We start from the raw sequence: 13,330 nt of genomic DNA on the forward strand, positions 1-13,330 counted from the left end.
AATGTCAGAAGACAAATCCATAAAATTAATTAAAGCGGTAAAAGAGCTTAACATTGGTATGGGCACCATTGTCGACTTTTTAGCAGCTAAGGGGTACAAGGTTGAGAAATCACCCCTCGCTAAACTCGACGGTGAAATGTACAACGTACTGTTAAAGGAATTTGCTGCCGACAAAATCATCAAGGAAGAAGCCAAGCAGATCCACATCGGGAAGATCCGTCGTGACGAGCCTGGCCAAAATCCGGAAAAACCTTTTGAAAACCGTCCGCGTTCAAAAGACTTTGAACAGGACGAAATACTGATTAAAAACGCCGGACACGCTCCTGCCGTAACGCCGGCAGAAAAGGCAAAGCCAGCCGAAGAACAATCAGAACGCGCGGAAGGTTCGCTGCCTGGCGTTAAAGTGGTGGGTAAAATTAACCTTGACGACCTGAACGGTCGTGGCAAGCAAGAGGCTAAACCTGCAGCACCTACGCCTGCACCGGCACCGGAAGTTAAACAACCGGAGCCGCAGCCAGAACCTGTAAAACCAGAACCGGTTACACCACCGGTCGCTGAAAAACCAGCTGCACCTACACCAGCCCCGGAAGTTAAACAACCGGAACCACAGCCAGCGCCTGTAAAACCAGAACCGATTACACCACCGGTTGCTGAAAAACCAGCTGCACCTGCACCAACACCGGAAGTTAAACAACCAGAGCCAAAGGCAGAGCCTGCAAAACCTGCTTCGGCGCCAGCGGCAGAGGAAGCACCGGCACCAGAAAATGAAGTAATCCGTGCGAAGGCAGAACGCCTGAGCGGACCGAACATCATCGGTAAGATCCAGCTTCCGGTTGAGCAACCGAAACGCAGCGGACCGGTAGCATCTTCATCAAATACAAATAATAATTCTGCCGATCAGCGCCGTAAACGCAAACGCAAGGATACACCGTTTAACCAGCAACAAGGCGGTGGCGGACAGCAGCAGGGTAATAATAACCAGCAGCGCGGCCCGCACCAGGGTGGCGGCCAGAACAGGCCAGGCCAGGGTGGCCGTCCGGATTTCCGGAACAACCGCAACAATGCGCCTTCTACACCGAAGGAAGAACCTTCAGAAAAAGAAATACAAGACCAGATTAAAGCAACCCTGGCCCGCTTAAGCGGTGCAGGTAAATCTGGCAAGTTTGCACAACGTGCTAAATTCCGCCGTCAGAAACGTGATGACATAGCGGCTTCTGCAGAGGAAGCAGCATTGGAACAGGAAATGCAATCCAGGGTGCTGAAAGTAACAGAGTTCGTTACCGCGAACGAGTTAGCCAGCATGATGGACGTGGGCGTAACACAGGTAATTTCTACCTGTATGAGCTTAGGCATGTTCGTTTCCATCAACCAAAGGCTGGATGCGGAAACGCTGAGCATTGTTGCCGAAGAATTTGGTTACGAAATTGAATTTGTTAAACCAGAAGACGAAGAAGTTAACCTGGATGAACCGGATAGCGAAGAAAACCTGATCCCGCGTTCACCGATTGTGACCATTATGGGCCACGTTGACCACGGTAAAACCTCTTTGCTAGACTTTATCCGTAAAACTAACGTCATCGCCGGCGAGGCGGGTGGTATCACCCAGCACATTGGCGCCTACGAAGTTCAACTGGCGGATAACAAAGGTAAAATTACCTTCCTGGATACCCCTGGTCACGAAGCGTTTACCGCGATGCGTGCCCGTGGTGCACAGGTAACAGATATTGTAATTATTGTGATCGCTGCGGATGACAGCGTGATGCCGCAAACCCGCGAGGCCATCAACCACGCACAGGCTGCAGGCGCACCAATCATCTTTGCCTTCAACAAAATGGACCGTCCGGGTGCGAACGCAGATAAAGTGCGCGAGCAGTTAGCCGGTATGAACATCCTGGTTGAAGAATGGGGCGGTAAATACCAAACTGCAGAAATATCTGCCAAAACAGGTATGGGCGTAGAGCTGCTGCTTGAAAAAGTATTACTCGAAGCCGAATTACTGGAACTGAGAGCTAACCCGAATAAACGTGCCGTTGGTACCGTTATCGAGGCTGCTTTAGATAAAGGCCGTGGTATTGTAACTACCGTACTGGTACAAGCCGGTACACTGCGAGTAGGTGACCCTATCCTGGCAGGTTGCTATAGCGGGCGTGTTAAAGCTTTATCTAACGAGCGCGGCGCGCGTATAGACTTTGCGGGTCCTTCTACCCCGGTACAGGTACTGGGTATGCAGGGTGCCCCGACCGCCGGTGATAAATTCAACGTAACTGAGACCGAAGTTGAGGCACGCGAAATTGCCAACAAACGTTTGCAGTTACAACGCGAGCAGGGCTTACGTACGCAGAAACATATTACACTGGATGAGATTGGCCGCCGTTTGGCTATCGGCAACTTTAAAGAGCTGAACATTATTGTTAAAGGTGACGTGGATGGTTCTATCGAAGCGTTATCAGACTCTTTACTGAAGCTGTCTAAAGACGAGATCCAGGTGAACATTATCTCTAAAGCGGTAGGTCAGATCTCTGATTCAGACGTATTGCTAGCTTCTGCTTCCGATGCGATCATTATCGGTTTCCAGGTACGCCCTTCTGCAAGTGCGCGTAAACTGGCCGAGCAGGAGCAGATCGATATCCGCCTGTACTCGATCATCTATGACGCGATCAACGAGATCAAGGCGGCGATGGAAGGCATGCTTGCACCGACCTATGAAGAGAAGATTGTTGCGAACGTAGAGATCCGCGAAACCTTCAAGATCAGTAAGGTGGGTACCATTGCAGGTTGTATGGTGTTGGATGGTAAAATTACCCGTAACAGCAAGATCCGTATCATTCGCGATGGTGTAGTAGTTTACACTGGCGAACTGGCTTCACTAAAACGTTACAAAGACGACGTGAAAGAAGTGAACGCAGGTTACGAGTGTGGTTTGAACATTCAGAACTTCAACAACATCGAGGTAGGCGACATTGTAGAAGCTTACGAAAACGTAGAAGTAAAACGCAAGTTGTCTTAACAAACAGTTGTGTTGAAAATATCAAACCCTTCGGGCATTCCCCGGAGGGTTTTTTATTTATGAATGTTTGATATCTTTCTTCAGCATCTTCAATTCGGCCACAATAATGTAGCTCACCACAATCAGGAAAGCCCAGGAACTGATCTTCTGATAATCTACCATCGCCCAGGTTTTATGCTGGTAAGCGTACTTCCACGCGCCAAATCGGGTGGCGATATTCTCCGCGATCCAGATGAAGAAACCAATGAGCAGAAAAGATACCACTACTGGCATGCGGTGTGATTTACGTTCGATGTAGTAAACCACCTGCGATTGCCGGAATAAAATCACCACCAGCAGCCCGATGTAATAGCGTAAGTCGGGAATGAAATGATTGGTGAAGAAGTTGATGTAAATTAAAGCCCCTGTAACACGTACCCACCAGTGGTTAGGCCAGTGAATCATCTCCAGATCAAACCTGCGCTAGGCCTGGCAAAGATAACTGGCCACGCTGGCATACATAAAGCCGCTGTATAACGGCACGCCGTAAAACTTGGTATAAGCCGTTTCCGGGTAGCTCCACGAACCGATGTGTACCTTAAAAAGCTCCATACATAGCCCAAGCAAATGGAATACACAAATCACCAGCACTTCGTCCAATGTTTCTATTTTAAGTAAAAACAAAGCCAGCTGGATCACCACGCAGGCGATCAGCATAAAATCGTAACGGGGAATAATGCCAGAAAACAAATGCGAAAGCGCCAGCGAAGTAAAAACCAATACGGGAAAAATACAAGACAAGGCTTGCTGGATGCCAAAGACGAGAAACTGACGAAGGCTATGGTTCAAAGCTTTACAATTTCTATAAAAATAGAAAAGCCTCCGGAATACCGAAGACTTTGTAGTAGTATTATCGTCGATTGAGTAACAACTTACTGATCGTCGCTGCTGTCGTCTGTCTTCTTAGCGGCAGCGAGGGTTAGCTGCGGCTTGCCGATCACTTTGTAAGTCCCGTCGCCTTTGAGGATAGCTGCCAGTTGGTTTTTATCCTGCATGGTCTTCACGGCCTGCGCCAGTTCTTTATCGTATTTAAAGTTCACCTCGTAGCGGCCTTTTTCGTAGTAATAGCGCGAAGCGATCTCGTTTTCCAGCACCTGCTTAATCTCATCCTTATGCTGCACCAGGTCGTTCTTTTTGCTGTTCATTAGCTTGGTTTTCAACACCTCGTACTCGGCCTGGATCTCGTTAAACTGCTTCTCGCGGATAGCTTCAGTCTTCAGTCCGTTCAATATCTTCTCGCTGGCTGTATTATAGGTATAATCCTTATTGGCAATGTATTTGGTAAACCCGTTCCAGTCTTCGTCACTTAGCTGAAAGGCCTTTGCATCAGCAATCTTCGGGTGGTTGGCGCGGTAGTAATTGGCATAATCAAAAATCAGCAGCTTACCTACCAATGCCTGGGTGATGTTGGCAAAACGTTCCTGCTTAATCAGCAAGTCTGGGTAAACACCACTGCCATCATAAACCGTACGCCCGTTTTTGGTTTTATACTCGTGCAACAGCGAATCTGCTACCTTTACTACGCTGCCATCGGCTTTACGGTGGGTGTAATCCAGCGCCTGCACACATCTGCCAGACGGAATAAAGTACTTGGCAATGGTAATCTTCACCAGGCTGTTATAAGGTAAAGAGAAAGTTTGCTGAACCAAGCCTTTTCCATAACTACGCTGTCCGATCACCACGGCCCGATCCAGGTCTTGCAGCGAACCGGCAACAATTTCAGAAGCCGAAGCTGAGCGGCTATTCACCAATACCGTCAATGGCAGGTTAGGCTCAACCGGGGCGCTCACCGTGCGGTAAGCGAAGTTCTTTTCCTTGATCTTGCCTTTCTGCGATACAATTTCTACATCTTTACCCACAAACAGGTTGACAATTTTAACCGCTTCCTGCAAAATGCCCCCACCGTTCGAACGCAGGTCGAGGATGATCCCCTGCGGGTTATTCTTTTTCAGGGCCATTAAAGCCGTCGTTACCTCGTCGGCAGAGTTCTCCAGGAACTTATCCAGCTTGATATAGCCCATGTTACCATCTACCATACCATAGTAGCTCACGTTAGGCTGTTTGATCTCGTCGCGGATCAGGCTTTTTTCAATCGGAGCATCATTACCGCGTTTGATCACCAGCTTAATCCCGGCGCCTTTAGGCCCTTTCAGCAACTGGCTTACCTGTTCGTTGGTCTTACCGGTCAACTCCACATCATTGATCTTCACTAACTGGTCGCCCGGGCGGATATCGTTCTTTTGCGCAGGGAACCCGCTGAATACGTCAGACACAAAGATCTTTTTATCGCGTATGAAGATGCTGGCACCGATACCGCCGTATTGCGTGCTCACATACTTCAGCTTATAATCTTCAATCTCAGATTCGGGCACAAACTCGGTGTAAGGGTCCAGGCCGTCCAGCATGGCATCAACGCCTGTCTTCACCATCTTGGCCGAATTGATATCGTCCACATAGTTCAAATTCACCTCTTTATATATAGAAGCAAAAACATCCAGGTTTTTCGAGATCTGGAACAGGTCTTCATTAAATCCCCACACTACCAGCGCTACAGAAAGCGCGCCGGCGGTGATACCAACTTTACGGTAAATACTTTTTGACTTCATACGTGGTCTGCAAAAGAAGAAAACAGGTTGCGCCGACGGCCATCGCCGCCCGTTATTAAAGGCGGTTGTTGTCGATATTCACTAACGCTTTCTTAAGCGTAAATATTACATAATCCTTATCGCGGTTTACCAGCCCTGCCAGGCGTTCAATCAGTTGATCTTCCTGCCCTGCGGTGTATTGCAGCTGTTCGTCGTTCAGATGATTATATTTGCGCTTTAATTTAATTTTAACCCTTTTCCAATCGTTATCGCTTATTGTTATAGCAGGCATATCGTTAAATAGTTTTTAAACAAATATAGAAATAGCGTTTGGCATCAAAATGGTTATTTTATCTTATGTTAAACCTTCAGCCCTTAAATGTATCAAAACAGTTACAAAAACTAAATTACACACTATGAAAAAGTTCTTTTTATCCATTGCCCTGTTAGTGGCGGGAGGGATTTCGGCAAAAGCGCAATTAGTACTGGGCGCGAAGGGCGGTGTCAACTTCTCTAAGATCAACAGCGATAACATTAAAGAATCTACCCTTACCGGTTATCAGGTGGGTATCTTCATCCGTGGTGGCAGCACTTTCTATGTTCAGCCAGAGGCTTACATCAGCAGCACCGGCGGTAAGTTTGATTTTCAAAGCAATAATACCTCTACTTCCGGCAGCGGCCAGGTACGGTTTACCAACTTAAATATCCCGTTGCTGATCGGCCGTTCATTCGGTGCGAAAGACCTTAATTTCCGTGTGATGGCGGGCCCCATCTATACCGCCATACTGAATCAGGACGAAAGCATTCCGCAAAATATTACTGACTCCAAAACCTATAGCGACTTTGGTACCTTTAAGAAAAGTACCCTTGGCTTTCAGGCAGGTGCCGGTGTAGACATCAGCGCTTTCACCATTGATTTCCGTTATGAAGGCGGCCTTACCAAACTGAACGAAAAATACGGTCAGCGCCAGAACCTTTGGGCATTAAGCGTTGGTATTAAGTTATTGTAATCCGTTAGAAATAAGATTTAAAAGCATGCCGGTACCTACTACCGGCATTTTTTGTTGGAATTAACTTTGCCTGGCTGGCAAAAACCAGTTCGCCACATCTGCCGCATTCGCCGGGTTAACCGCATTCGCCGAACTCGCCACATTCGCCATGTCTGCCACATCTGCCAGACTTACCAGGCCTGCCATAGGTTTGCTAACCTTTAAGGTAGTGGCTGATGGCACAGTAGTGTTGATATTTCTTTAAAGTTTCAGCCCTTCGCAAGCTCCTGAGTGACATACCTTGTCCGGCAGAGCGCAGCGACCTGTTCTGAACTAGTTCCGGGTAGCATCTTCTGCACGTGTGTATATGAGTCCGTCCGTCATTGTGTCGTCACGTAATCTTTTTAGTTTTTTAAATAAAGTGAACAGATCCTTCGCTGCGCTCTGGATGACATAGTTAGATTTAAAAACCTTGTCATGCTTAGGAGTGTCACCCTGAGCTTGTCGAAGGGCTCTCTAAGCCTGAGCGTTGGGGTTAGTTTTAAATTGTTGGTGACAACACCAACAAGGGGCTAAATCTCTTAAATCCGTCATTGCGATACGCCACCGGCGGAGAAGCAATCCCCAACTCATCCCATCTTTCGTTTAAGCTTGCCGAAGATTGCTTCGTGCCTCGCAATGACGAAAAGTTTTACGGGCATTTCTGACATTGCCACCATTTAAACTCCCTCTCCTTTGGAGAGGGCTGGGGAGAGGTCGAGACCAGCAATAACCAAGTACTATTATTCCAATTTGTAACTTATCTTCGTGTCATCAATCTAAAAACCATGAGAATGAAAAATCTATACCTTGCACTGGTGCTCGGGGTATGCACCACGCTGTCTGCTATGGCACAAGGAATTAAAATGCCGCAGCCCAGCTCTTCACAAACCATCATCCAGGAATTCGGGTTAGGTACCATCACCTTAAAATACTCGCGACCAAATGTAAAAGGCCGTAAAATTTTCGGTGTAGGCACTTTACAGCCCTACGGCGAAGTATGGCGCACGGGCGCTAACTCGGCAACGAGCATTAAGTTCAGTGATGATGTCACCATCGAAGGTAAGCAGGTTCCGGCAGGTGAGTATGGGTTGTTCACCATTCCCGGAAAAAACGAATGGACTGTTATTATCAATAAAACGCCAAAACAATGGGGCGCCTACGATTATAAGCAGGCTGATGACCTGGTGCGTTTCACCGTTAAACCGGAAACCACCAAAGAACTGACTGAAACCTTTACCATGCAGTTTGCTAACGTAACTACCAAAGCTTGCGAATTGGTTTTAATGTGGGAACACACTGCTGTAAACGTACACCTGACCACCGACCCGGATGCTAAAGTAATGGCCAGCATTGACGAGGCAATGAAAGGCGAAAAGAAACCTTACTTCCAGGCGATGATGTATTATTACGAAAACGATAAAGACCTGAACAAGGCTTTAGAGTGGGCAAACGAACTGGAAAAAGACCCGAACAATGGCATGTACGTTAAGTTATGGAAGGCACGCATCCTGCTGAAACAAGGTAAAAAAGATGAAGCTATTGCTACAGCAAAAGCGGGTGCAGATTTAGCCCGTGCAGCTAAAAGCGACGAGTATGTCCGCCTGAATGAAGCGGTAATTGCACAAGCGAAAAAGTAATTTCTAAAAGTGATTGAAAACAAAAAAAGGTATGCCGATGGCATACCTTTTTTATATGTATAGATCTCGTTGGAAAACTTAGTCTTGCCAGCGGCCTCTTACAGCAGATTTTAAAAAGAATGCTGCAGTTAATAATCCTAATACTGCACCAACAACCACCCAGATAATTCCTTTATCGATAATAGCGCCGGTAAACATGCCAGAAAGCACGGCAACAATGTAATATACAGAATCTAAACTTCTGTCTTCTGTGTTATGATGTTGATGATGTGACATAGCCTTTTATTTCTTATAGCGGCAAAAATAATGGTTAATTGTATGTATAGCAATAACTAATTGCAATTGTTTTACTTTTTCGGATTGCTCAGCAGGTTAATAAACAAGCGGTAGGCACCCGGCACACCCGCAGGCAATTGCCTGAAGAAGGACAACGAAGTATATACAAACCGTCCTTTACCGTAGCTTGCCTCTATCAGCGAACCCTTATTCGGCGCTTCGCCGGGGTCATTCATCGTCAGCGGGGCATGATAGTTATTATCAATATTGCTCACAAAATACAGCCCGCGTTCCTGTACCCAGCCTTCAAAATCCTTCGGAGTTATTTTGTTAGGGTAGTTTAGCAAGGCGTCAGCTGGTTCTGTCACAGTTACCGGCGCATTTTCATTGGTCACGCGTTGGTTAACCACCGTAAACGGATACGGACCGATGGGGTTTACCAATATCCCTGCATTATTATTGTACTGTACCACCAGGTTACCGCCGTTTTTCACATAGTCCAGCAGGCGCGGTTGTTCATAAACCAAACGCTGGCTAACGTTATAGGCGCGCACACCTATTACAATGGCATCGTACCTTGACAAGTCGCCGCTCATTACTTCGGCTTCCGTCAGTTCGTGTACATCGTAACCAACTTGCTGCAAAGCTTCAGGTACCAGGTCGCCCGCCCCGGTGATATAGCCAATCTGTTTTCCGGCAGTTTTCAGGTCGATGTTAACCAGCTTGGCTTGCGCTTCGGGAAAAAGCGTGATGGTTGGGATGTGCTCATACCGGATCTGGTGAAAACCATCTGTATAGCTTTTGTCGCCTACGGTAGTAACCACCTGTAGTGTAGATGTCCGCGGATTCGCATCGGCAGGCGTAACCGTGAAAGTAACGGTCCATTCATCACCTTTCTTTTTACCTTCAAAAGGAATCCGCTCCGGGCTGATCTTCCATCCCGGCAATTGCTTAATTGCGACAGCACCTGCCGCATCAGTAAAAGCTTTCAGCTTCACCTGCACGGTCTGCGGTTTTTGTGTGCTGAAAATGTAATCCTTACTTGCTACATTGGCCGTAACCGGCGGTGCAATTACCAGTGGCTGGTAGATCTCACCGCGGGCAGGGTCTACATATTTATATTGCACGGGTATATCATAACGGATAGAACGGCCGGCAATGTTAAATATAGCCGTCATGTACGGGGCAATATTTTGCGGCAGTGTTTTCTGCTCCACAAAGCCGGTGCTATCAAGATACTCCGTTTTATATTGCGCCACTCCGTGCGGGTACTTTAACCAGTAGGGTTGCGTTGTTTTTTCGGCAATAAAACCAGCATTTACGGTTTTTATGATGTTTGGTGCAATGTTCTGCGTACTGCGGTCTTTCACCGGTTCGCCCTGGAAGCTGATCCCATTTAACCCGACAGGGACATCAGACCGTACGATAATCTGCGTGCTTACCTCCACGTTATCCCCGATGGCATAAACAGGCGCAGCGCTATAGCTTTCGAACCATAATCCGGCGCAGGCAGCAATCAGGTTTTTAATTTCCTGTGATTTCTGCTGCTTCCAGTACTGGTCGTTCAGCTTTTCTACCATCCCCAAAAGGTTTACCAGTGAAGGAACAGATCTTTGCGGGGCGGCCGCGTCGAAATTTTTGCGGATCACCATCAGGTTAGCTTCTATTTCATTGCCACCGGGCACCCTTTTCCAGGTGGTGTTAATACCATCCATCAGGTCTGTTTGCGGTGCTTCGCCAAGTATGGTTTTAAAATACTCGAACGCCTGTCCGCGTTGGCGCGCAGAACCAAAGCCCTGCGTTTTGTGGTTCGAACGACTTTCAGCGGCTATTTCTCCATAATTTTTGCCTAAAAATGGGTTGTAACCGCCTACGTCGATTTTAAACTGATCGGGGTTGATGGTATTGGCCGAGCCGAAATTAAATGTATTCCATAGCAAGCGTTTTGCCTGCCAGGGTTTCACATATTTCAACTGTTCGGGAAAACGGTTTGGATCTGCAGCAGCGGTAAAGGCTTCCTGCGCCAATATGGCCGAAGATGTATGGTGCCCGTGGCCGCCTTCGCCTGTAGTAGGGAAACGACAGATCATCACATCCGGCCGGAAATTCCGGATTACCCAAACCACGTCAGCTAATATCTTTTCCCGGTCCCATATTTTCAGGGTTTCTTCGGGCCCTTTAGAAAAACCAAAATCATTTGCCCGGGTGAAGAACTGTTCGGCGCCATCTACCCTTCTGGCCGCCAGTAATTCCTGGGTACGGATAGCGCCTAACCATTCGCCCTGCTCCGTGCCGATTAGGTTCTGCCCGCCGTCGCCGCGGGTAAGTGAAAGGTAGCCGGTACGGTAATGCTTCTCCTGGGCAAGGTAAGCTAACAATCTGGTATTTTCGTCGTCCGGGTGGGCTGCTACATACAACACACTGCCCAAAACGTTCAGCTTTCGCAACGATTGCTCAATGCTTTCAGTATTGGATACCATCGCCGTTTGCGCAACAACCTTACCTAAACTTAACCATATGATAATAAAGAAGATAGTCCTTTTCATTATAAATTGTCCAATAGTGGTCACGTTAGAATTTTATTGCAATAAAGAAAAACAATTTCTGTTGCAAAAAGTATAATTTTAAGCTAATCGAACGATTAATTTTTGGCCCTCCACCCTATTAGTTTACAAAGTACAGACAAAAGTCAATTCTATTAATCAAACGATTGATTAATTTTGCATCGGAAAATACGATGGAAAAAGAAAAGACAGACAAAAAGGATCATATCCTGGACGTGGCAGAACGGGTATTTGCAGAAGTGGGATTTGACGGCGCTTCTACCAGGCTTATTTCCAGCGAGGCAGGCGTTAACATGGCGATGCTGAACTATTACTTCGGTTCGAAAGAAGGCTTGCTACTGGCAATTTTCGCCCGGCGCACGGCTGTATTTAAAGATCTTGTAAAAAATATAGGGACAACGGAAAATATCAGCTGTTGGGACAAGGTAGACCGTTACATTGATGCCTATACAGAAAGGGTGTTTAACAACAACTGCTTTCAAAAAATGCTCTATCAGGAATTGGCCATTACCAGGAAAGGTGAACTGACAGATAAGATCACCGAGATGATGATGGGCAGCGTAAATGAGTTTAAAAAGATCATTCAGGATGGTGTTAACTCCGGCGAATTTAAAACGGATACTGATGTTGAACTATTGATCGCGACGCTTTACGGCTCTAAGAACTTTATTCTCAATACACCGCATATTTCTTCGATAATGCTTGGCTACGAGGTACATAACCAGGAAAACCTGGATAACAAACTGAAACCACGCTTAAAGGCTTACCTGAAAAAATTGCTTAATCTGTATTTATTAAAATAAAACATGACCACACAAACACATACAATCATCAACCTTAAAAACAGTGCCCTTGCCAGGTACGGCATGGCGCTTGCTCTTGGGCTGCTCATGCTGGTGCAACAGGGATTTGCACAGCAGCAGAAAACAATTACTTTAGATGAAGCCATCAAACTTGGCCTGTCCAACAGCAAAACCCTGAAGCTGTCACAAGCCAAGATCGATCAGGCAGTTTCAGAATTTAACCAGGCGAAAGACCGTTCGCTGCCTACCGCAAGCGCCGGCTTTCTGTACAACCGGGCACAGATTCCGAACAACCACCTTGCATTGGGCGGACCTGACGGACTTACCTTACCGAAAAGCGCTAATGCCTACCTGGGCAGCGTTTCTGTAAATGAAGCTATCTTCGCCGGTGGTAAATACAAATACGCCCGGCAATCTACAGACCTTTTAGTGCAGGTAGCACGCCTGGATGCAGACCGTGATAAAGAAGAAATCACTTACGACATCATCAGCGAATACTACAACCTTTATAAGGTACTGCAAAGCGAAAAAGTGGTAGAAGCTAACCTGAAATCAGTAGATCAGCAGATACACCAGTCGCAGCGCTTCTTTGAGCAGGGCCTGGTAACCAAAAACGATGTTTTGCGTTTCCAACTGCAACGCTCTAATATCGAACTGAACGGCATCGACCTGGAAAGCAACCGCAAGATCATCAACTATAACCTGAACATCCTGTTAGGTTTACCTGAAGATACCCAGCTGACCATCGATCAGTTGAACGCGCCAACAGTGGTTTCGGCATCACTGCAAAACTACCTGGATACAGCCATGAGCAACCGCAAGGAATTGAAACAACTGGATCTGCGTACCCGCGTTGCGGAAACTAATATGAAAAGTGTACGTGCAGACAAGCTGCCAACTTTAGGCGCTTCAGCAGCAGGTTATTACCTGGATGTGGCTGCTAATCCGTTCCCAACCGGCGGTAATTATATTACCCCGTTAACTGTAGGCCTTAGCCTTTCATGGAACTTCGGCACATTGTGGACTAATAAAAACAAGGAGGCAGAGGCCCGTATCCAACGTGACCAGGTAGTAATCAACAAAGGCATTGAGCTGGATAACGTAAAAGACGAGGTTAACCGCAATTACCAAAGCTATGTATCCGCGCTGAACCGTATCAACCTGCTGCAAACCTCTATTGCACAGGCGACCGAGAATAACAGATTACAGGAATCGCGGTATCAGAACGCTACAGGTAACGTAACAGACCGTATAGATGCACAATCGCAATTGTATCAATCACAGATCAGCCTGGAACTGGCTAAAGCCGACGCAGGCCTGGCTTACTATAACTTAATTAAATCAACCGGAACCCTTAATAAATAATACCTCTTAAAAACTTTAGATAA

At 46.8% G+C, this 13,330-nt stretch carries 10 protein-coding genes and 1 pseudogene; 5 read left to right on the forward strand and 6 right to left on the reverse strand.

Going from position 1 to position 13,330, the window contains the following annotated elements:
* Nucleotide 1: 1 nt before the first annotated feature.
* Nucleotides 2-3,007 (forward strand): translation initiation factor IF-2, encoded by a 3,006-nt coding sequence (gene infB / locus MUY27_RS19740; RefSeq protein WP_245133065.1) that lies wholly within the window; start codon nt 2-4, stop codon nt 3,005-3,007.
* 57 nt (nt 3,008-3,064) lie between these two features.
* On the opposite strand, the pseudogene MUY27_RS19745 reads toward infB, so the two are convergent.
* The 3 genes and pseudogenes from MUY27_RS19745 to MUY27_RS19755 all read right to left on the reverse strand — a co-directional run bounded on the left by MUY27_RS19745 (nt 3,065) and on the right by MUY27_RS19755 (nt 5,923).
* Nucleotides 3,065-3,835 (reverse strand): annotated as a pseudogene (locus MUY27_RS19745) (DUF817 domain-containing protein).
* 83 nt (nt 3,836-3,918) lie between these two features.
* Entirely contained in the window at nt 3,919-5,652 is a 1,734-nt protein-coding gene (locus tag MUY27_RS19750) for a S41 family peptidase (RefSeq protein ID WP_245133067.1), read from the reverse strand.
* A gap of 55 nt (nt 5,653-5,707) precedes the next feature.
* Nucleotides 5,708-5,923, reverse strand: a complete 216-nt coding sequence (locus MUY27_RS19755; protein WP_245133071.1) for a hypothetical protein — start codon at nt 5,921-5,923, stop codon at nt 5,708-5,710.
* 124 nt (nt 5,924-6,047) lie between these two features.
* Here MUY27_RS19755 and MUY27_RS19760 point away from each other — a divergent pair, with 124 nt between their 5' ends.
* Nucleotides 6,048-6,641: a porin family protein gene (locus MUY27_RS19760; RefSeq protein ID WP_245133073.1), complete on the forward strand. Its 594-nt coding sequence runs from the start codon at nt 6,048-6,050 to the stop codon at nt 6,639-6,641.
* Between the two features lie 60 nt (nt 6,642-6,701).
* On the opposite strand, the gene MUY27_RS20605 is transcribed toward MUY27_RS19760, so the two are convergent.
* Nucleotides 6,702-6,827, reverse strand: coding sequence for a hypothetical protein (locus MUY27_RS20605; RefSeq protein WP_262918370.1), 126 nt, complete (start codon nt 6,825-6,827; stop codon nt 6,702-6,704).
* Nucleotides 6,828-7,453: 626 nt separating this feature from the next.
* Here MUY27_RS20605 and MUY27_RS19765 point away from each other — a divergent pair.
* Entirely contained in the window at nt 7,454-8,299 is an 846-nt protein-coding gene (locus tag MUY27_RS19765) for a DUF2911 domain-containing protein (RefSeq protein ID WP_245133075.1), read from the forward strand.
* A 78-nt stretch (nt 8,300-8,377) separates the two neighbouring features.
* On the opposite strand, the gene MUY27_RS19770 is transcribed toward MUY27_RS19765, so the two are convergent.
* Together MUY27_RS19770 and MUY27_RS19775 are read right to left on the reverse strand one after the other, a co-directional pair.
* A complete protein-coding gene (locus tag MUY27_RS19770) occupies nt 8,378-8,575 on the reverse strand; it encodes a hypothetical protein (RefSeq protein WP_245133077.1) in 198 nt (65 codons plus the stop codon).
* 71 nt (nt 8,576-8,646) lie between these two features.
* Nucleotides 8,647-11,121: a PIG-L family deacetylase gene (locus MUY27_RS19775; RefSeq protein WP_245133079.1), complete on the reverse strand. Its 2,475-nt coding sequence runs from the start codon at nt 11,119-11,121 to the stop codon at nt 8,647-8,649.
* 191 nt (nt 11,122-11,312) lie between these two features.
* Here MUY27_RS19775 and MUY27_RS19780 point away from each other — a divergent pair, with 191 nt between their 5' ends.
* A complete protein-coding gene (locus MUY27_RS19780) occupies nt 11,313-11,942 on the forward strand; it encodes a TetR/AcrR family transcriptional regulator (RefSeq protein WP_245133081.1) in 630 nt (209 codons plus the stop codon).
* A 3-nt stretch (nt 11,943-11,945) separates the two neighbouring features.
* On the forward strand, nt 11,946-13,307 hold the full coding sequence (locus MUY27_RS19785) for a TolC family protein (protein ID WP_245133083.1): 1,362 nt from the start codon (nt 11,946-11,948) through the stop codon (nt 13,305-13,307).
* Nucleotides 13,308-13,330: the final 23 nt, after the last annotated feature.

This window comes from Mucilaginibacter straminoryzae, assembly GCF_022953055.1.
Classification (GTDB): Bacteria; Bacteroidota; Bacteroidia; order Sphingobacteriales; family Sphingobacteriaceae; genus Mucilaginibacter; species Mucilaginibacter straminoryzae.